General features: G+C 39.6%; 21 protein-coding genes and 1 other RNA gene. 9 read left to right on the forward strand and 13 right to left on the reverse strand.

The window, feature by feature from the left end; translation table 11 throughout:
• Positions 1 to 5: 5 nt before the first annotated feature.
• Positions 6 to 3068: a lytic transglycosylase gene (locus F2A31_RS10110; RefSeq protein ID WP_150026273.1), complete on the reverse strand. Its 3063-nt coding sequence runs from the start codon at positions 3066 to 3068 to the stop codon at positions 6 to 8.
• Positions 3069 to 3336: 268 nt separating this feature from the next.
• Between F2A31_RS10110 and dnaQ the strand changes: the two genes are divergently transcribed.
• The 3 genes from dnaQ to nudC all read left to right on the forward strand — a co-directional run bounded on the left by dnaQ (position 3337) and on the right by nudC (position 7219).
• Positions 3337 to 4695 (forward strand): DNA polymerase III subunit epsilon, encoded by a 1359-nt coding sequence (gene dnaQ / locus F2A31_RS10115; protein ID WP_150026274.1) that lies wholly within the window; start codon positions 3337 to 3339, stop codon positions 4693 to 4695.
• A gap of 125 nt (positions 4696 to 4820) precedes the next feature.
• A complete protein-coding gene (locus tag F2A31_RS10120; RefSeq protein WP_150026275.1) occupies positions 4821 to 6467 on the forward strand; it encodes a chemotaxis protein in 1647 nt (548 codons plus the stop codon).
• Complete coding sequence (gene nudC, locus F2A31_RS10125; RefSeq protein WP_150026276.1) at positions 6467 to 7219, forward strand: NAD(+) diphosphatase; 753 nt, start codon at positions 6467 to 6469, stop codon at positions 7217 to 7219. The genes F2A31_RS10120 and nudC overlap by 1 nt, the downstream gene beginning before the upstream one ends.
• 19 nt (positions 7220 to 7238) lie before the next feature.
• On the opposite strand, the gene F2A31_RS10130 is transcribed toward nudC, so the two are convergent.
• The 4 genes from F2A31_RS10130 to F2A31_RS10145 all read right to left on the reverse strand — a co-directional run bounded on the left by F2A31_RS10130 (position 7239) and on the right by F2A31_RS10145 (position 10225).
• On the reverse strand, positions 7239 to 8111 hold the full coding sequence (locus F2A31_RS10130) for an alpha/beta hydrolase (RefSeq protein WP_150026277.1): 873 nt from the start codon (positions 8109 to 8111) through the stop codon (positions 7239 to 7241).
• 3 nt (positions 8112 to 8114) lie between these two features.
• Positions 8115 to 8804: a BON domain-containing protein gene (locus tag F2A31_RS10135; protein WP_150026278.1), complete on the reverse strand. Its 690-nt coding sequence runs from the start codon at positions 8802 to 8804 to the stop codon at positions 8115 to 8117.
• A 68-nt stretch (positions 8805 to 8872) separates the two neighbouring features.
• Positions 8873 to 9277, reverse strand: coding sequence for a YraN family protein (locus tag F2A31_RS10140; protein ID WP_005081968.1), 405 nt, complete (start codon positions 9275 to 9277; stop codon positions 8873 to 8875).
• 12 nt (positions 9278 to 9289) lie between these two features.
• Entirely contained in the window at positions 9290 to 10225 is a 936-nt protein-coding gene (locus F2A31_RS10145) for a penicillin-binding protein activator (RefSeq protein WP_100833486.1), read from the reverse strand.
• Positions 10226 to 10241: 16 nt separating this feature from the next.
• Here F2A31_RS10145 and rsmI point away from each other — a divergent pair, with 16 nt between their 5' ends.
• The gene (gene rsmI, locus F2A31_RS10150) at positions 10242 to 11078 is read left to right on the forward strand and encodes a 16S rRNA (cytidine(1402)-2'-O)-methyltransferase (protein ID WP_150026279.1); all 837 of its coding nucleotides are present in this window, start codon (positions 10242 to 10244) and stop codon (positions 11076 to 11078) included.
• 66 nt (positions 11079 to 11144) lie between these two features.
• Here the strand turns inward: rsmI and F2A31_RS10155 are convergent, their stop codons facing one another.
• Positions 11145 to 12035, reverse strand: a complete 891-nt coding sequence (locus tag F2A31_RS10155) for a LysR family transcriptional regulator ArgP (RefSeq protein ID WP_150026280.1) — start codon at positions 12033 to 12035, stop codon at positions 11145 to 11147.
• 107 nt (positions 12036 to 12142) lie between these two features.
• Here F2A31_RS10155 and F2A31_RS10160 point away from each other — a divergent pair, with 107 nt between their 5' ends.
• The gene (locus tag F2A31_RS10160) at positions 12143 to 12745 is read left to right on the forward strand and encodes a LysE/ArgO family amino acid transporter (protein WP_118902899.1); all 603 of its coding nucleotides are present in this window, start codon (positions 12143 to 12145) and stop codon (positions 12743 to 12745) included.
• Positions 12746 to 12801: 56 nt separating this feature from the next.
• Here the strand turns inward: F2A31_RS10160 and F2A31_RS10165 are convergent, their stop codons facing one another.
• Positions 12802 to 13443, reverse strand: a complete 642-nt coding sequence (locus tag F2A31_RS10165; protein WP_109440638.1) for a cation transporter — start codon at positions 13441 to 13443, stop codon at positions 12802 to 12804.
• Between the two features lie 61 nt (positions 13444 to 13504).
• Here F2A31_RS10165 and F2A31_RS10170 point away from each other — a divergent pair, with 61 nt between their 5' ends.
• A complete protein-coding gene (locus tag F2A31_RS10170) occupies positions 13505 to 13954 on the forward strand; it encodes a Cd(II)/Pb(II)-responsive transcriptional regulator (protein ID WP_150026281.1) in 450 nt (149 codons plus the stop codon).
• 20 nt (positions 13955 to 13974) lie between these two features.
• On the opposite strand, the gene F2A31_RS10175 is transcribed toward F2A31_RS10170, so the two are convergent.
• The 5 genes from F2A31_RS10175 to F2A31_RS10195 form a co-directional block, all read right to left on the reverse strand.
• Positions 13975 to 14223: a hypothetical protein gene (locus F2A31_RS10175; protein WP_109440640.1), complete on the reverse strand. Its 249-nt coding sequence runs from the start codon at positions 14221 to 14223 to the stop codon at positions 13975 to 13977.
• A 173-nt stretch (positions 14224 to 14396) separates the two neighbouring features.
• The gene (locus F2A31_RS10180) at positions 14397 to 15629 is read right to left on the reverse strand and encodes an FAD-dependent monooxygenase (protein WP_150026282.1); all 1233 of its coding nucleotides are present in this window, start codon (positions 15627 to 15629) and stop codon (positions 14397 to 14399) included.
• Positions 15626 to 16834 (reverse strand): 2-octaprenyl-6-methoxyphenyl hydroxylase, encoded by a 1209-nt coding sequence (gene ubiH, locus F2A31_RS10185; RefSeq protein WP_150026283.1) that lies wholly within the window; start codon positions 16832 to 16834, stop codon positions 15626 to 15628. Before ubiH ends, F2A31_RS10180 begins: the two co-directional genes overlap by 4 nt.
• 165 nt (positions 16835 to 16999) lie before the next feature.
• A complete protein-coding gene (gene pepP / locus F2A31_RS10190) occupies positions 17000 to 18316 on the reverse strand; it encodes a Xaa-Pro aminopeptidase (RefSeq protein ID WP_150026284.1) in 1317 nt (438 codons plus the stop codon).
• Between the two features lie 54 nt (positions 18317 to 18370).
• Complete coding sequence (locus F2A31_RS10195; protein ID WP_005081949.1) at positions 18371 to 19006, reverse strand: UPF0149 family protein; 636 nt, start codon at positions 19004 to 19006, stop codon at positions 18371 to 18373.
• 66 nt (positions 19007 to 19072) lie between these two features.
• Between F2A31_RS10195 and F2A31_RS10200 the strand changes: the two genes are divergently transcribed.
• The 3 genes from F2A31_RS10200 (at position 19073) to ssrS (ending at position 20193) form a co-directional block, all read left to right on the forward strand.
• Positions 19073 to 19633 carry a hypothetical protein gene (locus F2A31_RS10200; protein ID WP_150026285.1) on the forward strand — a complete coding sequence of 187 codons (561 nt, stop codon included), beginning with the start codon at positions 19073 to 19075 and terminating at the stop codon, positions 19631 to 19633.
• The gene (locus F2A31_RS10205) at positions 19630 to 19917 is read left to right on the forward strand and encodes a cell division protein ZapA (RefSeq protein WP_004638418.1); all 288 of its coding nucleotides are present in this window, start codon (positions 19630 to 19632) and stop codon (positions 19915 to 19917) included. Before F2A31_RS10200 ends, F2A31_RS10205 begins: the two co-directional genes overlap by 4 nt.
• A 91-nt stretch (positions 19918 to 20008) precedes the next feature.
• A non-coding RNA gene (ssrS, locus tag F2A31_RS10210) (6S RNA) lies at positions 20009 to 20193 on the forward strand.
• Positions 20194 to 20213: 20 nt separating this feature from the next.
• On the opposite strand, the gene F2A31_RS10215 is transcribed toward ssrS, so the two are convergent.
• Positions 20214 to 21464 (reverse strand): putative solute-binding protein, encoded by a 1251-nt coding sequence (locus tag F2A31_RS10215; RefSeq protein WP_017396690.1) that lies wholly within the window; start codon positions 21462 to 21464, stop codon positions 20214 to 20216.
• Positions 21465 to 21498 lie beyond the last annotated feature (34 nt).

Genomic DNA, 21498 nt, shown 5'->3' on the forward strand with positions numbered 1-21498 from the left:
TATCCTTACAGATTTGGAACTTTAATCACATCCCCAATACGTAACTGCGTATTTGGAGCCAAGTCATTCATTTCTGCTAATGCATTGGTTTGCATACCATAACGACTTGCCAACCCAATTAAAGTATCACCACGTTTAACACGATATTCAGTCACTGTTTTTGGAATCAAGATAGTTTGACCACGCTGTAAACCTGTATTTGCACGTAACTGGTTTAAATCAGCAAGTTCACGACCTGTCATACCCAAACGGCTCGCAATACTATTTAAAGACTCACCTGCTTTCACCGTGTATTGCTCAGTATTTGTATTACGATTGCTTGTGGTAATAGTACTATTTCTAGTTGGTTCCACAGATGCTGGTGTTTCAATACTTGCAACTTCGCCAGTTAGTTTTAGACGCTGTCCAATACGTACACCAGAATTCGGTTTCAAACCATTCAAGTCAGCCAAGTAACTTACTTGTAAATTATATCGGCTGGCAATCGCATTCAGACTATCCCCTGACTGTACGACATACTGATCTGGCACAGTTGAACCAGCAGGAATCTTCAAACTTTGTCCAAGACGAACACCACTATTGGTTTTTAAATTGTTTAATTCAGCCAGCTCATTTAGTGTGATCTTTGATTTAGTGGCAATACTCGACAAGGTATCACCACGCTGCACCGTATAACTTTCAGTCTTATAACTGGTTGATGCAGTGACATTTTCATGCTTTACCGTATTCTTTGTATTGGTTGTTTCCTCAGCCTGCCCCACTTCTTGTAATGGTACATTGATTCGTTGTCCAACCATTAAACTACTTGTTGCAGATAATCCTTCAGTCAAATCTGCCAGTTCTTGATTTGACAACGCATAACGATCTGCTATGAGTTTCAAATACTCACCACGTTTAACCGTATATGATTTAGTCGCAACTTTTTGTGAGGTCGCAGCTTTTGCTTCAGTTGCACGAGCAGTTTGCTGTGATGTGCGTGGATTATTCTTTGGTTCTTTTAAGGTTAATCGTTGACCGACCAACAATCCATCCGTAATAGATAAATTATTATAGTCCGCCAATTGTTTAACTGTTAAATCAAAACGGCTTGCTAAGCTAGTGAGACTATCACCAGACTGTACCACATAACTTTCTGGTTTAGTTTCATTCACCTTTGCCGTTTCAGCTTGAGGCTTTGCATCATATAAATATAAGCTCGTACCAACAAACAAAGTCCCCGCAGGATCAATTTGATTCCACTTCGCAATATCACGCCAGTTCACACTATTTTTCTGCGCGATAACAGCCAACGTATCACCTGGTTGTACTACATAAGTACTACGCTTACCTTTTGGCGCAACGACAACCACTTCTGTATCGGTACTAATATAAGGCTTGCCTTGATTGCGCTTTGCATCCTCACTATTCGCAGTAACTTTATCTTCAACTAAATTTTTTGGGTAAGCAAAACCTTTACTGACCTCTTGTCCTTTTTCTTCAGCAACAGACTGGCTAGTTTGAATTGCTGTCAACTTAATTTTGCCATCAAATGGATCAACAATTTCAGTACCTTTCGGAGCAATTGCCTTAATTTCAGCAACCACCTGATCTTTTTCAGCTTGTGTAGCTTGTGGTTCTGCAATTTTAGCAACTGACTTCTGCTCACCTTCGGCTTTCATTGTTGCTAAAATTTGCTCACGCTCTTTGCTCGAAATCGGTGGCTCAGTGCTTACTGGTTTTACATTTGCCGCTGGTGTAATTGCAACTGGAATACGAGGTGCACTTGGAACATCAGCTGAAGCAGCAAATGAGGCTAATGCATCAGATCCTTTCGGTGTAGAGATTCGGGTATTCGTCGTTGTTGAACTTGGGCGAGTAGGCGTACTACTTGCCGTCATCGTTGGTGTTGTTTTTACTGCACCAGTGTTTGATGGTGAAGTCGTACTTGTCGTTGTACGAACTGTTGTACTTGTATTGGATGAAGTATTCATCGCTGGTGGTGGCGTTTTACTCGCCCAGAAACCACCTGATGATTTATTTGAACGAAGTCGAGCATCAATAGATGGACTTAAATCTGCTGGAATCAAAATACGCATCGGGCTCGTTGGGTCCATCACTTCACCACGATGTGCAGGATTCAATGCATATAACTCAGCACGACTTAGACCCGTGATTGTAGAAATTTCACTCAATGCCATAGGTCCAGATAATGACACCTCGCGAAAATGTGGACGATTTGCAATTGGAGGCAATGACACCCCGTACGCACTTGGATTTTTAATAATTTGTGCAACTGCCAAGAAGCGTGGCACATAGTTCATGGTTTCTTGTGGTAATTTTAATGACCAATAATCAGTCGGCAGACCTGCAGCACGATTTCGATTAATCGCTTGTTGTACACGACCAGGACCCGCATTATAAGCAGCTAAAGCTAACTCCCAAGAACCAAACTGATTGTATAAACTTCCTAGGAATTCATAAGCAGCCCGTGTAGATTCCACCACATCACGGCGACCATCATAAAGACTCGTTTGCTGCAAACCATAAATACGTCCCGTACTTGGGATAAACTGCCACAAACCAGCCGCAGCAGCACTACTTGTTGCTGCTGGGTCATATGAGCTTTCAATTACAGGTAATAAAGCTAATTCAGTTGGCATGCCACGACGTTCAGCTTCTTTCACTGTATGGTACAAATAGCGACTGGCACGCGCACTCAATCGATCCAAGTATGGCTGACGAGAAATAAACCAACCACGTTGTGCTTCAATACGAGAATCCCAGCGATTCAAATCCATCTTGAAACCAACGGTCATACGTTTCCATACATCACCATGTTTCAAAACCAATAAGCGATCACCTTCCACTGCACGCATGTCTGTTGCAGAAAGTAAATCTTCAAGTGAATCTAAACTACTTGCATCCAAATAGCCCGAACCAAGTTGCTTTGAAGACGAAGTTTTTGAAGAATGTGGCGTTGAAGAACAGCCCGTTGTAATTCCCAGCGCAGTCAAAGCAGAAGTGAGTACAGTGATTTTGAATAATGATGTTGCAGATGTACGCGACACCAATGTGCTCGATTTAGACATAAAATCTTCCAGTCAACTTACGCTAGTTTATTACTTTGATTGCCATTGTAGTAAAGCCTGCTACATAGACAAGGCAATAATTTAACGTGATTTGCATGGAAATGTTACAAGAAATTAAAAAACATGAGTTTTGTAACTCACAACATCTGATTTTAGCTTTACAATGCATGATATTCGAGGGAATGCTAATATTCTCTTAATCTATTTTTGCTAGCTTTGTTGCAAAACAGATCAAGTTTTTTTACTCATATATTGTTCAGGTTCAAATATGTCACAAACAATCACTCTTTATGTTGATGGCGCATGTAAAGGCAATCCAGGCTTAGGTGGTTGGGGGGCATATATCATTACAGAACAAGGAGAACACAAGCTCTGCGGTGGTGAAGCAGAAACAACGAACAATCGTATGGAGCTACAAGCTGCAATTGAAGGTATTTCTTTTTGCCCAATCGATGCGCATCTGATTATTTGGACTGATTCTAACTATGTAAAACAAGGAATTACAGAATGGATTCATGGCTGGAAAAAGAAAAACTGGAAAGATGTTAAAAACCCAGAACTTTGGAAAAAACTTGATGCCGTTTGTGCCAATCGTAATATTGAATGGAATTGGATCAAAGGCCATGCTGGGCATGCTGGTAATGAAATGGCGGATCAACTCGCAAACTTAGGTGCAGAACAAACTGCTCAACACCTCAAAGCATCAATACAGGCTAACGCTGATATAAAAAAGCCTGAAGCCGATTGGCTTTTAAATGATCCTTTGGGCTTAGACCTTGATACAGATGAAATGATCGATGAATTAGATGTTGAAAAGGAGTTAGAAACTCCAGTGGTAGAAACAGAAATAGAGAGTTCAGTTCAAACGTCAGAATCAATCGAAACTACTCAACATCCCCACATTGTGGTTACTGAAGCTAAATTCAACTTACAAGGGCCACGACAACTGATCCTTGATACGGAAACCACTGGTTTCTATTATCAAGATGGCGACCGAATCATTGAAGTCGGTGCAATTGAAATGATCAACCGTAAACTTACGGGAAGTTCAATCCATATCTATATTAATCCAGAAAAACCTGTAGGAGACTCGGTTGATGTGCACGGTATCACTGATGAGTTTCTACAAGATAAACCCAAATATGCTGAAATAGCAGATACTCTGTTCGCCTATCTAAAAGGTGCAGAAATCATCGCACATAATGCAACATTCGATATGAACTTCTTAGATATGGAGTTCAAACGTGTCGGTTTACCCTTACTTTCAGAAGTGTGCGAAGTCACAGATACTTTAGCACTTGCAAAAAATAAACATCCGGGCCAAAAAAACTCCTTAGATGCACTTGTAAGACGTTATGAAATCCCTGCTAGAGACCGTACCTTCCACGGTGCATTACTCGATGCTGAGATCTTGGCCGATGTCTATCTTGCAATGACAGGAGGACAAGTTTCTTTTGACATGGATTCACTCTCTCAAGAGGAAAAAGATCAAAAGAAAACAACACGTCAGCGTATTCAAATTGACTTAGCTGTGATTCGCCCTTCTGAACATGAGTTGAGTGAACATGAGACTTGGGTCAAACAATTTGAAGAAAAACATGGCGAACCATGCCTTTTCGCAAAATAATTTTTTAAATCAATGTCGCTTTTTGTATTTCAAGCATTCAAAGTTAAGTTATATTAACTGTAAATGATTTAGACCTCCCAAAAGGAGGTCCATGGATATAACAACTCAGGAAAGGTGTAGGTCATATGTCTTACCAAACCTCGATTCATTTCGACCCAACGGCATTATTAATAATAAAAAATGAAATCGACAATTCGATTAAATTGGTAGAAACAGCGGTCAATACCCTTGCCGAAGAACAAGCATTACCCTTCGGAATTGATGATGCACTCAGTCAACTTGAACAATGTACTCAGGTTCTTGCGCTAATCGATATGCCACATCTATCACAAATTACGCAGTACTCAAGCGAACTTATGCGTAAGATCATGGCTCATCCACAGCAGATCAACACCAATGACGTAGTTGCATTGAGTGAAGGTACGACCATGCTAAAACGCTATATTGAGTTCATTTGCTTAAGAGAAGTCAAAGTTCCACAGTTTTTACTTGATACGCTCAATCGCTTAGAACTGGCATTAGGAAAACCTATAACCAAAGAAGGTCAGACTATTCAGCCTTTACTTAACTTATTGACCCCAAGTTTTAATCTTCCACAAGCGCCAGTACTTGAAAAATCTCAATATATTCATCAACTTTACAAGTTATGTATACATAAACTGATCAAACAGACTGAGACACCACTTGATTTACAGGGCATGAAACTTGTTGGGGTTTACGTTGCAGGGTTATCAACAAATCATCCAAGTCAACAATATTGGCAACTGGTTAACGTCGCTTTAAATTTAATTGATGAAGTTACAATTACTGAAGCGCGACTACGTACTTTTATTCAAATTGAAACCAACATTGCTAAGTTCTTAGCCCAACCTTCAACTTTCCAACATGAACTAAAAGATCTTGCAGATATTTTAGCAATCTGTATTAGTCAAGAGAATAATCTCTCTCACCATATCCGTGATCAACTCAATATCGGCGATGAATTATTGAGTGACACTCAACTTCAGGTATTAAGTCGCCATTTATATGGTCCAGACTACGAGACAATTCATACTGTTAGCCGGTTAATGACGGATGAAATGGCTCAAATTCGCAATGAAATTGAGTACAACTACCAAAACATGTCCACAGAGAAAACTCAAGAGATTCAGCAAAAGCTCAATCAACTTGCCAATGTTTTCAAAGTACTCAATTTAAATGAAGCAGCAAAAGAGATCACACAACAAGCTGAAAAACTAAGCCATTCTGACTTCTTGACTGATGCCAATTCGGTTCAACAATTAATGAATGGCATTTTAGCTTCAATGAATTCAATTGGAATTTTAGAGCGTAATTATACCTCTAGCCGTTTACAGCTCCGTGTGAATAACCTTCAAATCTCACTTGATCGTTTAGATGAAGCTCATAAGGCCCTATTAACGGAAACAAAAACATTAATTGACACACTGACTCAAACTCTCAGTTTATATGCTCAGGATCCAACCTCACATAATATTGAGGCTTTACCTGACTATCTCAAAGAACTGTCAGGAGCAGCGCAATTCTTAGGTAGTGCAGCACAACAGACCGCATTATTAGGTGCCGCCGACTTTGCTCAGCTTCGTTTGTCTCAAAATCAAACCCTTGATTCTGAACAAATCAACTGTATTCTCAATGTTGTCGCTGGCTTAGATTTATTAGTTGATAACTTAAGAAATAAACAACCCGTATTGCAATCTATGTTTGATGTGGCATTATCAAATAGTCAGCAATTAAAAACGATAGCCGCCTAATGTCTAAACGATCACTTGCTTATATTTTCCAACACCAAAAACTGTTAGTCGATGAAAATTTTCAACTACCTAAAGTTGAAAAGTTAGCAAGTGATCTTCCAATTCATCCAAATGATCATGTGATCGCTCGCGATCTTTTAGAAGGCGAAATCATCCCCGATGGCTTTCAACTTGTACCCATCCGTGATTTGATTCAGACTTGGTCAACACCAGATTTCCTACAGGCCAGTCGCGCTGTACAACTGCTTGAATGGCGTCGTAATCATAAGTTCTGTAGTCACTGTGGACAACGGACTGAAATCCATGACAAAGAATATGCCATGATTTGCCCTGATTGTGGGTATCATCAATATCCACGGGTTCAACCTTGTATAATCACCATTATTACACGCGGTAGCAACGAGGTATTACTTGCAAAATCAGCCCATAATAAAAGCAATATGTATGGTTTGATAGCAGGCTTTGTAGAAGTAGGTGAAACCTTAGAAGAAGCAGTGCAACGTGAAACAATGGAAGAAGTTGGCTTAAAGCTTAAAAATATACGTTATATGTCTAGCCAACCTTGGCCCTTCCCTAGCAATTTAATGATTGCCTTTCATGCTGAATATGAATCTGGAGATATCCAATTACAGCTTGAAGAGATCAGTGATGCTCAATTTTTTAGATTTGATCAGTTACCACAAATCCCATTCAAAGGGAGCATTGCTCACAGCATGATTATGCAAATGACCGAAAAAAGAAAAGCATCCTAATCGATGCTTTTCTTTCTCATTATGAATCTAATGCTTCTTCTAAGAAATGCAAGATCGTCCTCTTGGTCTTGAAATAATGACTCATTAAACTCGCAAGCGTCGCAATAATTGTAATATGTCCTGTCTTGGGTATAACAGCAATATGGCTATGGTTACCTTTTTGTCTTAATGCAATATCCAAATCAAGCGTATTTCTTCTCTCTACCAATTGATCTTGTTCCGCTATTAACAAGTAATGCTTAATTTGATTCGGCTCAATAAAGTAATATGGCATAACCTGTTGATAGGAAACATTCAAATCAAAAGCATGCTCAGCCAGCGGATCACCTTTATAATCAAAATGATAAGGTCCAGCTAATCCAATGATTGCTTTAATTTGATCTTTATATTTAAAGTTCTTCGCTTGTGCAGAATAAACCACAGACATCACATTAAATGCACCAGCAGAATGCCCCATCAAAATCAAATTCTCCGTAGAGATATTTAATTTGCTTTGATTCTGATTCAAATAATGTATAGCTTGTGCAATATCATCAATAAAAGCAGGGAAAATATGCTCAGGTGCGAGATGATAATTAATCACGGCCACATCATAACCTTCACGTGCAAAGGTTTCACCTATGAATAAATAATCACGCTTGTTGCCATGCTGCCATGATCCCCCATGTACAAAAACAATCAGTGGTTTTTGCTGCTTTGCATTTTTACTTCGATAAAGATCTAAACGTTGACGCGCTTTTAATCCATAAGCAAGATGCTCATCCCTTTCAAATGTATCTTTCGGCGTCAAATAGTTAATCGAATAACTGGCAAAGTCATACAGACGAAATTCTTTGTAAAAGTCTCTCGCCCGTATTACATTTTCTTGCACTTGTTGAATAAGTTGTTTCATAAATTAGGGGGTAGTTGGAGTGATAGTCACAGGCTCAGCTTGATCAGGATCAATTGCCACTGGTGTTTCGACCAAAGGTTGAGTTGTTGCTCCCATACGTGCTGTCGTGGTTCCTGCTGTTTGGTCAATATTATCAACTAAAGTCACAATTCTAGTCACATTGCCAACTTTTTGTAAAACATCATCCAAGTCATTCATTTCTGCTGTATTTAAACGCCCCATCACATACAACACACCGTTCTCAGTATGTACTAGAACTTTGCTATCAGAAACAACAGGAGCTCTCATCAACAAGCCGCGAGTATTTGCGGTAACAGTCGCATCTTGCATGATCGTGCTATAACCAACTTTATCGCCTACTGTAATATAGTTATGTACGGCTTTGACATCACTCATTGCACGTACATTATCCTCAGCAAGTTGCTTTAAATATGGATCAGGCACTTGGCCTGTCAAAAGCACGTTGCTGTGAAAACTTTCAATATTGATGCGAGACTGTCTAAAACGATGATCTAATTTGTATAAATTAACATTTGCAGTACGTTTGATTGAAGAATCAATAAAAACTTGTCCTAGACTACGATCACCACTATTTGTGCCAACAGGTGCAGTCCCTGTTCCGCCAGAAATAAAGCTCGCACAACCCGATAAACTTGCAGCGCAAAGTAACGTGATCGATAAACGTTTTAACACTTGGCAAGACTCCCTATTCACACATTTGCTCAATCTTCCACATCTACTTTTAGATCATATTGCCAGAATTAGTCTAAAGTAAATGCATGTTCAATCCATTGCTGATCATACTTCAATTTTGAAAAATCTGGTTGTACTGTTTTTGCAATTTTCTGTGGAAAATCAAAACAAATCACATCAAAACGACAATCAAAGTCATAATAACTAGGATAACGTTGTAAAAAGAATTTGGCTGTTTTAATAATTTTACGCTTTTGCGCTTGGGTAATCACCTCATAAGCATGAGCATAACTCCCAGAGGATCTGGCTTTTACTTCAACAAAAACAAGTTCTTGACCACGCCTAACGATTAAATCAATTTCACCAAAACGTGAATGATAATTTTGACTGATACATTGATACCCATGAGAATGGAGCAATGTCTTTGCTGCTTCCTCCGCCCATTGCCCCATAGAATTTGTTTGCTGTTCCATGCGTGAGATATCTTATTTTAAAATTTGGATGTGTTTTTTCTGCTGTTCAAAGCAATAAGGCTGTCGATTGATCTTGCCCGCATTCACCTCAATAGCCCCCGTTCGTCCAACAAAAGAAAATTGTTGGTTATCAGCACCGGCTAGGAACTGCTGGCTAAGCGTCCATGCATCACCACCAAATGCCAACAAACGTTGAAATGCCATATTCTCTGGTTGTTCTTTGTAAGCCTCAATTAGGTCTGCCCATTGTCCATTATACAAAGCGGGTGTATCACAGAAACGTAATCCGATGGGAATAGATTTCCCCTCTTCGATACTCATCGGAGTTGCATAAATATTCTGTTTTGGTAATGAACCAAGCCCCATCATCCACTCATGATCCCCTAATAGTAACAATCCTGTTTTTTTAGGTAGTTTTTTAGGTAATTCATGAATCACTTCAATCGCAGCATGTGACTGAGACATGAGTGACATCATAAATAGTTCTGTCGCAGACTCAGTCCCAGCTTCACGCAATACCAATAAAGTTTGGATTTGATCCTTGATGAGTAATTTATTTAAAGCTTCAGCGTCATGCTGTTTAGCCAAACTAAATTGCCATACATTTTCAGTTTGTGTATTCACATCGTTTAGTGCTAACACAGGAACTTTCGGTTTTAGTTTAATCACCGCCTCAATATCAGATCGGCCTAATGGCCCAACAACCAATTTCGTATTTTTATTAACCCTAGTTTTAAAAATTTGATTTACGTTACTTTTTGCAGAATCCACGAAAATAATTTTTTCTTTACTTCCCGATGCTGTATAAGCACTCATGAAACCGCGTTTAATACTTTCACCAGCTCGCGCCATAGGGCCCGATTCAGGTAGAATGACCAATACGTCCGCATAGGCTGGACTAATCAATGCTGCCAAACTAAGTAGCAGCCAATATTTTTTTGAATACATTATGGAGTTACCTTTTATGAGTGCTCAATTATTTGTTGTAGCAACCCCGATTGGGCACTTGGATGACATGACGTTTCGTGCAATCGATATTTTAAAATCAGTCTCGGTGGTTGCAGCAGAAGATACCAGACAATCTGCTCAATTATTCAAACACTATAATATCTCAACTCCGCTCACTGCGTGTCATGATCACAACGAAAGTAACAAAATTGATCAACTTCTCCAAAAAATGTTAAATGGAGAAACAGTTGCATTAATCAGCGATGCTGGAACACCTTTAATTAGTGATCCAGGGTTTAAACTTGTTCGTGCTGCCCAAGAACATGGTATTCGTGTGATTCCAGTCCCGGGCGCATGTGCCGCAATTGCTGCATTAAGTGCAGTTGGTTTACCGAGTGATCGCTTTAGTTTTGAAGGTTTTTTACCATCAAAGGCGTCTCAACGAATTAGCCAGCTTGAGAAACTCAAAGATGAAACACAAACACTTATTTTTTATGAAGCTCCACATCGTATTTTGGCGTGTATTCAAGATATGGTCCAAGTTTTTGGTGAAGATCGTCCAGTAGGTTTTGCCCGTGAAATCACCAAAACCTTTGAAACCATCAAGAAAATGACTTTAAAAGAGTTACTTGATTTCATTCAAAATGATCACAACCAAGAGAAAGGCGAAATTGTAGTCGTTGTTGGCGGTGCAACCACTGAAAAAGATATGGCACAAGATAAATTGGATGAGCTATTAAAACGCTTGCTGCAAGATTTATCCGTAAAAGCAGCATCTCAACTTGCTGCAGATTTAACTGGAATTAAAAAGAAAATTGCATATCAACGTGCTTTAGAGTTGACTCAAGCTTAGCTATAAACATGGATGCAAGGTAATTATCAGAAGATATTACCTTGCTCTATTATCAAAAAATTTCCATCATTTCAGCGCTTGCTTAGCCGCTTGAACAATACATTCTGTCAATACATCCAATTGTTTAGACTGTCGTTTCCAATGATGCCAATATAATGGAATATCAAGTTGGGCATCAGGCATAATATCAACAAGCGTTCCATTTTCGAGTAGCGGTTGAACCTGCAACTCAGGCACCATGCCATAACCCAAACCTAATTGAATTGCTTTGACGAAAGCATCTGTTGCTGGAATAAAACTATAGGGATAACTTTGCATCGGTAAGCCATACCCCTTTAATAAAACCTCTGAATGCATTAAGTCTTTATGATTAAAAATAACTGCTGGCGTTTTTCTTAATGCTTCTCTATTAACTCCAGCACTGAACCATTTATTTACAAATTCAGCTGAAGCCAACATTTTATAACGCATTTTTCCTAGAGGTTGAGCTAAACAACCTGACATAACCTGCTCTTCGGCAGTGATACAGGCATTCACCTGTCCTGTTTCTAATAATGTATGGGTATGTGATTGATCATCAATTTTAAGCTCTAAAACGATTTTTTCTCTAAACAGAGTTGGCTGAATACTCGGTAACAACCATGTTGCCAATGAATCTGCATTGGATGCCAAAGCAATCTTATAAAATTCCGATTCAGAGGATTTTCCCATCAAACCTTGTAAAAGATTTTGTTCCATTAACCGAGTATGACGCAAATGCTGTAACAAGGTTTGCCCTGCCTGGGTAAGCACACATGGTCGTCCGCGAATAATTAAAACTTGTCCTAAATACTTTTCTAAAGCTTGTACACGTAACGATACTGCAGAAGGTGTAATGTATAAGTGTTCTCCTGCCGCATCAAAACTTCCTGCTTCAGCTACAGCAAGAAATGCTTCACACTGTTTACTATCTAACACTCACCCACCTAAATTATTTTTAGCCAAACCTAATTATTCTTAATATTACTTATTTTACCTTTAAAAGTCAGATAATTCTCACATCTAGATTTTCCGTTTTATTTGTTATGTTCTCTCTTAGCGTCTTTATGAAAGGTTTTGGTATTGGTAGCGGTCTTATTGTCGCTATTGGTGCTCAAAATGCTTTCGTTTTAAAACAAGGTTTAAAGCAACAATATGTATTTTGGCTATGCTTATTGTGTGCACTTTCTGACTCCATTTTAATTGCATTAGGTGTATTGGGTTTTGCCGAGATCATGGCTACGTCACCACTGTTAATAACAATTGCTAAATATTTAGGGGCAACATTTTTATTGGTCTATGGTGCTAAAGCATTTCATGCAGCTTTGAAAAACACTCAAAGCATAGAACTTATGAGCCATCAAAAACAGACTTTAACTCAAGTGCTTTTAACAGGTCTTGCTTTCACTTGGTTAAATCCACATGTCTATGTAGACACAATTGTTTTAATTGGATCGGTTGCCACGCAGTTCGAGGATAAAATCAGTTTTGCACTTGGTAGTATTGTTGCATCATGGATTTTCTTTTTTAGCTTAGGATACGGTTCTAAACTGTTAAAGCCGTTATTTACCAACCCAAAGGCGTGGAAGGTCTTAGATTTTATCATTGGTTGTATGATGTGGAGTATCGCAATTTCATTACTCCTCTAATTTATTAAAAACGAAAAAGTATCATCCGTAGATGATACTTTTTAAACAACACATATCTATGCTTCTCGCCCCATTGTAATACTCGATTGTTTTCTTTCTCGCAATGACTGTCTAATAACAGCATAACCTGAAGAAACACCTAAGTACGCGATAATAAAGGCAACAAACAAATCAGGAAACATAGTGCCCGTTCCCAAGACACCTAAAGCTGCGACAATAATCGCAATATTTGCAATTGCATCATTACGACTACATAACCACACAGAACGCATATTCGCATCACCATCTCGAAAGGCATAAAGCATTACTGCTACAGCAACATTTACTAGCAACGCGAGGACACCAATTGCACCCATCAACATTGGTTCTGGTACCATACCATGCCACCATGACCAAAATACTTTTACAATAACAAACACGCCGAATGCAGCCATAGTCATTCCTTTTAATAATGCCGCAGTTGCTCTCCAATACAATGTCATCGATAGTACGGCTAAAGAAATTGCATAGTTTGCAGCATCCCCAGCAAAATCTAGTGCATCTGCCCACAATGAAACTGAGCGTGCATGCGATCCACCTATAATCTCCACAAAAAACATTAATGCATTTAAAACCAGCGCAATCCATAATGCTCTTCGGAATTTTGGGCTAATTTTTTGTGTTGGGGAACAGGTTGTACTACATCCACATCCAGCCATGACTTTTCTCACTTAATATTTTATAGTGATTTAAAACCCTAGAGTAACTCCAGAGTCAAGCATGATGAACTTTACAATTGGACAATTATCAAAAAAGGCAGGTGTTTCTGTCGATACCATTCGTTATTATGAAAAAATAGGACTACTTGAAAAAGCAAAACGAACTGCTGGAAATTATCGAAATTACTCTGAACAAATGCTTTCAGAACTGTTATTTCTAAAACATTGTCGAGAGTTAGGTATCACTTTGCAAGATATACAAAAACTCAAAGAGTTATCAACCAACCCCGATCAGACATGTAGTGAAGTTGATCGTTTGATTGACCAATATCTTGCCGATGTATCGCAAAAAATTAACAACTTAAAGCATCTTAAACAAGATTTAATGTACTTAAAACAACAATGCTCTCAACATCGTACAATTGAACAATGTGGAATTTTAAAAGAACTACACCAACCATTAGAATGCGAACACGAATCACACCAGCATAAAAAAGCACCACAATCGTGATGCTTTTTGAATCTTCTAACTTATTCGTGAGTTTCGCCCGGCGGAACTTCAGTAATACGCCCACCACGTGCAAGGAATGCTGCAACTTCATCTTCTAAAGCTTGGCGTTGTTTCTGCTTAGCAGTAACAGTTAAGCTTTCAGCTTCAGCTAGATCTGCATCATTAATGCTTGATTCCTCGTCAGTCGCACCATTCTCGGCAGCTTTCGCTTCCTCATCATCTACAGTCGCATCTTCTGTATTTTCGTCGTAATCATTCATTTCCGTCATATTACTCTCCCCACAATGACTAAATCTTCATCATCGCTATTTGGTCATCAGAACTTGATGAAATTTAACAAGCTCTTCTCGTTTATCAAAGCAAAATATTTATCAATTTGCGCTTTTTTCAACCAAATTCACTCTGATTTATAAATGATTGTTTAAAAAATATCTACTGTTTTTTAGCACGCATAACGCGTCTCTTTCAATGCGACCAATCCATTGGCTTGTTGCATGAAACGATCTTTAAGCCAATCCAGTTGTTCAACCTGTTTCAGACCTAAATTTCTCGCCCAAACAAAAGGAAATAACTCTGAACTTTCTAACCAACCTATCGCTGACATGCTATGCATCATGGCATCGTTCTGCCCTTTACGTTGGTGTTCGTAACGTAACAAAGTCTGCTCATTTGCCCATACACCACGTTTTAGATCGTGCAGCAAAACATCACAAAGCACCGCTGCATCTAAGCAACCAATATTGACACCTTGTCCAGCTAAAGGATGAATCACATGTGCTGCATCTCCAATCAATGCTAGACCTGATTTGATATACCGTTGCGCAGCGCGAGCTTTCAATGGGAACTGTGCTCTTGAACGTACTTCAACCACTTCACCAAGCATTTGCAAACTTTCTTGGGTCAGCAATTGCATAAATTCCTGATCACTGAGTGCTGAATATTCATCAGCATAATCATCTGGTAATGTCCACACAATCGATTGCCAATAACCATTGTCTTGCGCGTCCAAACTCGCCATTGGTAAATAAGCCAATGGTCCTGTTGGTAGGAAAATTTGGCGTGCCACATATTGATTCGGTTGAGTGGTTTTAATCGCACAACTGATTGCAGCTTGTTTGTAATCTAAGACATCCAAATCAATATAAGCTTGTTCACGTACAAACGAGTTTGCCCCATCAGCACCGATCAACAGTTTGGTTTTCAACGTTGTACCATCTGCTAGCTGAATCGACCAACCTTGTGGAATTTGCTCGATACGAATCACTTTCACCTGAGTGCGGTAATCTTTAAGCTGCTGCAACATTTTTTGTTGAATCGCAACATTCAGGACACTTGGCTCCACCATTGAACCCAATGCTTGATCTGCATGTGGTGGTCGCTCCGATGCATGTCCAAAATTGATTTCTCCATAGCCATTTTTATTCCAGACCTGCATGCCTGAATATGGCATCTGACGGGCTAAATCATCCCAAACATCCACAGTCTTTAATAGATGAATGGTTGCCTGACTGAGGGCCAACACGCGTGGATTCATCACCGCAAGTGTTTTTTCTTGATCCAGTACAGGGGCAGCGTCCAATACTGTTGCTTGCACATTACCTTGTGCCAATAGCAAGGCGGTTAAGCCACCAACCAAGCCACCTCCTACAATGACCACATCTAACATTTCACTCATGCTTTCAGCCCCATTGCGTAATTGGCAACCAACGGCTTAATTCCCGGAATCACGTCAAAGGCAACCAATCCTGTATTACGTATTAATTTTAAAATTGGATTTTGATTACTAAAGCCACGAACGACTGAATCACAGAACTTGATCACGCGTTGTTGGTCTTTCAAACGTGCTTGCTCATAAGCCAACAAATTGTCTGGGTGACCAATATCATCTGACTTCACTAATTGTTCCATCAAGAAACGAACCAGCACATCAGCATCACGTAAGCACAGATTAAAACCTTGTCCTGCAACAGGGTGAATGGTGTGTGCTGCATTGCCCATCAACACCACACGCCCAACGGCTTGTTTATGTGCCAAGACTTGAGACAATGGATAACTAAAACGTTTGCCTGTTTTTTCAAATTTACCCGCACGATCGCCATAGGTTTCCTGTAGGGCTTCAAGGAAGTGCTGATCGTTTTCTTCACCTAACCATTCAGCTTCCGTACCCTTCTTCACAGGCCAAACCACTGAACGGCGGTATTCACCCGGTAACGGTAAAAGTGCCAACGGTCCTAAAGCGCTAAAACGTTCAAAGCCAACTTGTTGATGCGGTTTAGAAGTTTGCACAGTGGTGACAATCGCCACTTGGTCATAATCATGTTCATCTACACCCACGCCAATCGCCTGACGACAGAACGAATCACGACCATCGGCTGCGATCAGTAATTTTGATTCGAGCTGTAGGTTTTCCTCACCACGCTGCGCTTCGATATAAACAAACTCAGCATTTTGAGTTAAAGTCGTAACCTTTACCCCATCAATCAACTCAATGAGTGGTTGTTGGCGCACTTGAGTCAGCAATACTCGACCTAACCACGCATTCTCAATCACCTGCCCAAAGCTTTCTACTTTTTCTTGTTCTGCGACTAGTCGTGCTTTACCAAAGCTACCTTGCTCTGTGATATGCACTTGTAAAATTGGGGTCGCATGCTGTTGTAATGCATCCCACAATCCTAACTTTTGATAAATTTGCACACTACGGCGTGACAATGCGGTATTTCTTGCATCAAAACTAGAATGATAAGGCGCAAGGTTTTCATCATCATAATTTGGATATTTCACAGCTTCTAATAGCTTTACGGCAATATTAGATTTTGCCAACATTAAAGCAAGGCTGAGTCCAACCATACCCCCACCGACAATGATGACTTGTTGCTGCATAATATTATTCCTTATCAGTTTTTCATGACTTGATGTTTCGGGTCTATCTTACTCTAACTCAAATTGGGATTGGAATTTGTACTTTGTTTGGTCTGTGTTTTATTTTAATTCGACAAATAAAAAAAGGCTTATCCGAGAATAAGCCTTTAGATCAATATTTCTGACTTAACTAGCCATTAATTGCTCAATTTCTTCAACAGTTTTCACTACATTCTTAGTCAAAACCAACGGTCCATTTTCAGTGACTACAATATCGTCTTCGATACGAATCCCAATACCACGCCATTTTGCATCTACCGTTTCATCGTCAGGTGCAACATATAAACCCGGCTCAACGGTAACCACCATGCCAGCTTCATAAGCACGCCAATCTTCATCAATTTTGTAAGAACCGACATCATGCACATCCATGCCTAACCAATGCCCTGTACCATGCATAAAGAATTGACGGAATGCTTCACTCTCTATCAGCTCATCTACATCACCTTGCAGTAAACCAAGATCAACCAAACCTTGAGTTAAAATCTTTACAGCAACTTCATGCGGATATTTATAATTATTGCCAATACGCGTAGCATCGATTGCGGCAAGCTGGGCATCTAAAACAATATTGTAAAGTGCTTTTTGTTCTGGACTAAATTTACCATTTACAGGGAATGTACGGGTAATGTCTGAAGCATAGCATTCATACTCACAAGCCGCATCAATTAAAACCAGATCACCATCTTTTAACGGCTTATTATTTTCAACGTAATGCAAAATACAAGCATTTTCACCACCGCCTACAATGCTATTGTAAGCAGGGACACAGCCATTTTTACCGAAAATATAATTGAGTTCTGCTTCAAGTGCATACTCCATCATATCTGGCTTTACAGTTTGCATCGCACGCGTATGTGCTTCTGCACTGATATTGGATGCGATCTGCATCAGTTCAATTTCTTGCGCCGACTTCTTCAGACGCATTTCATCAATAATTGAATCAATTTGAATAATTTGCTGAGGTGCATCGCCACCCTGACGTTGCATTGCTTTTGCTTTGTGTAACCACCCACCCACTTCAGCATCAAATTTTTTCGTTTGTCCTAGTCGAACAAAGAGTTTCGATTTATTTAAAAGTAAAGGAACAATTTTCTGATCCAACTCATGGATGGCAAATGCTTGATCTGCATGATATTGTTCGACTGCACCTTCTAGTCCTGCTCGGTAACCATTCCAAATTTCCATTTCACGGTTACGTTCCCGACAAAATAGCGTATAACGATATGCCTCACCCTGAGCAAAAGTCTCGATCACTGCAACAGCTTCAGGTTCAGCGAATCCAGTAAGATAATAAAAACTACTGTCTGCACGATATTTATAATCTGCATCACGATTACGATACATTTCCGCTCGTGTCGCAATTACCGCTACACTGTTACTGCCCATTTGTTCCGCAAGGCGATCTCGACGTTTTTTAAAATCTGCTTGAGTTAGTTTCATATTATCCTACGACTAAAAAGTCCCTCCGAAGAGGGATCTATAAAATTAATGCAATTAACTTGGGCGATGTGGCGTAAACATTTCAACGATCGTTTGTGGATCTGAAACCGTCTCATCTTGATTGCGGCTTTTTGCATGGAAATTTCGCAATAAAGAACTTTCAGCAACAGGAACTTTTGTTCGTCCAATCGAAAGACTAACAGGAATTAGGCGCACAAACTCATACAGCTCCTGATAACTTTCTTCGCCTTCTTCATCATTGTCTGAATCTTCAAATTCAACAGCTGCAACATCTTGTAAATGTTCAATCAGTTCTTGCTCTTCGCCTCGAATATGCCCCGAAGCTAAACCAAAACCAAGTACAACTCCTGCACACCAATCTGCCAATGCTTGAACTCGATCAGCCAGTACATGACTGTCATCTGGCAACATTGGTAAATAATCTAATTCATCATCGGATAAAGCATGTGCTACATCTTCGGCCTCATCAGTCAAACTTCTGAGGGCTTCGGGTGAAAGTGGTGGTACATTGAGGGTGTTTAAGATTTGTGACCATTCATCTGAAGTTGGTGCTTGTGTCACACAAACTATACCTGTTAGCAAACCATGTAACTCACTTGGACTTGAAATTTCTTCAATCCCCTCAAAATGAGCATTCCATTCGTTCCAACCTGAAATATCGTCTTGCATTCGTTTATCCAATCTCTATACTGCTGTATATATTACCTTTGATTGCAACTCTGTGCGACCTTCGTTATGTTAGAACAATTACAGCGTCTACAAGCGCATATTGGTGTTTTAAAAACACGCTTAAGTCATTTAGAGCGAGAAAATAACTCGCTTTCTGAAGCTAAACAATTAGCCGCAACTGATCACCATGCACAAATTGTGCAAAAAAATAGCATCATCACGCAAAAGCAGGATGAGATTGATAACTTAACTGAACAACTGTCTCAGTTACAAGATCAATTCAAACAACTGAATAATGATGCAACAACTTTAGCAGAGCGCTATAGTCGTTTGGAAAAAAGTACCACCGATTTGAAAAATCGTTTCCAAGAAATTTTGGCCGAGCGTAATGATTTACGCGTAATCAAAGAAAAGTTACAAGCGCAACAACGTAACAACATGCAAGAGATCCAAGATCTACAACAAGATCGTGATCGCCTATTGCAGAAAAATGAACTGGCTAAATCAAAAGTTGAAGCCATTATTCAACGTCTAGCGATTTTGGGTACAGCCCAAGATCAAAATGCACAAGAAATCCAACAGCTCGCCCACCCTATTGCTGAACCTCAAGAGGAGTCACAATCATGAGTGAAACTATTGTCGTTGAACTCCGTTTAATTGAGCAGACTTTTCGCCTCAATACGACTGAGGATAAACGTGAAGAGTTAGAGCGTGCAGCGGAACTATTGAATCAGAAATTTCATGATATGCGTCGTAGTGCTCCGAGAGTCGAACATAATAAATTGGTGATTATGGTGGCTCTACAAATGGCACAGGAAGTTTTTAGTTTAAACAAGTCTTTACAGCAATATGCGCACTGCGAACGTTTGCTGCAAACTATTTTAGAAGATGTTGAACAAACTGTTGAGTAAAATTGCACAAAGCCTCATCAATTAGTAAGTATCGTTACAGATAAACGGCTAGCAAACATTGCCATCAGGTCAAGATCAGTTATACTTAATACTGTCTCTAGGGTGTTCGCCAGCCGGTCTGATTCCCCTGAGCCGATATCATCTCTTTAGGATGGTGTCCTGCATATTTAGAGCGTATGCCTACCCCGAGTAGGAAACCCAGCAAGTATGCGTCACCTCCACCTTGAACTTTAGGGTTCAAGGGTAACGACATGCAGCGGCATCTCTGGAGCATTTTATTTTTGCATCATTTCAAATCACTCATCATTCAAAGAACATTCAAAATGAGTCGGTTGTTGTGAACAACGAACTTGTTTAAGCAGTCTCATCATTTCTTTATTGTAATACCCCTCTTTGGTCATTTGAATACGCGCTTCACGCATTAATCGCATATAACCAGGCTTATCGCTTTCGTGGATATCCATCCAGTATTTTTCAGGAATATCTTTTTCAATTTTGTCTACAAAATCAAAGGCAGGTTGTAATTGTTTAGAGATAATCTCGCGTGCAATCGGTCCCATTCCCGCAGGAAACTTATTTCGATGCATGATTAAGGTTCCTGTTACCTGAACCACAGGAAAACGAATGATTCCTCCAGCCACTTTACCTGATTTATCGGTCATGCCCTTATGCAATTCCAAAGGATCAAATAAAATTGCTGGACCAGCAATAATCTCAACTTCTTTGTTATTAAATTTAGGGCCGACTGTCGCCAAATCTACTGATACAGGCTGTGCACCCACATTTTGTGCTAATTTTTTCTGTGTAGGATCAAAGGAGAATACCGCAACTTTTCGCCCAGCAGCCTTTGCCAATGTATTGATATTTCGGTCACTGACCATAATATACGCTGCGCCAAGCGGTACAATTCCGACCACCTCATAATCTTTATTTACCATTTTTTCATCAAATTTTGGATCTGCTAACAACTGAATTACTGAAGTTAATTGCTTATAGTTTTGCAGTGCTCCAATCGCATCAATACTTCCAACAAAAGAGTTGAACTGGCGCGCCCTTAAATTACTAATCCCTGCTCCATCACAACGCTTGCTACGAAAATCCTCAGTTAATACACCTTCATTGGTATACACTTTGAGCGTCACCATCGTAGAAGCAGTTTGCTTTAATTTAGGATAATCAATATCAATTTTAAGTTGTAAATTAGAAGGTCGAGTGATGTTCATATTGACCCCATACTGTTTTGCAATGCGCACAATACGTGGTAATTCACTCATATAACTGGTGGCTTGTTGGAATGCCTCACCATGCTCACCATTGGGTGAGTAAACACATAGGGTCACTTGTTTTGGAATTTGCTGCCAAATTTTTGGATCATTTAACAACGTTTTAATTTTATTTTGAGAGTGTTGGGATAGTGTGAGATCTAACTTCTCGGCTGGTGCTGCCTGGACAGTCGTAGTTAGTAATAGCGGTGTTAGCAAAGAAGCTGTAAGGGATATAGATTTGAATAAATGTCCCAATTTAAATTGTTTTTGTTGTTTAAACATCATTATCACTCCTGTGAATTATTCTTACACTAAG

Origin of the sequence: Acinetobacter suaedae, from assembly GCF_008630915.1 — a bacterium.
Taxonomy (GTDB): domain Bacteria; phylum Pseudomonadota; class Gammaproteobacteria; order Pseudomonadales; family Moraxellaceae; genus Acinetobacter; species Acinetobacter suaedae.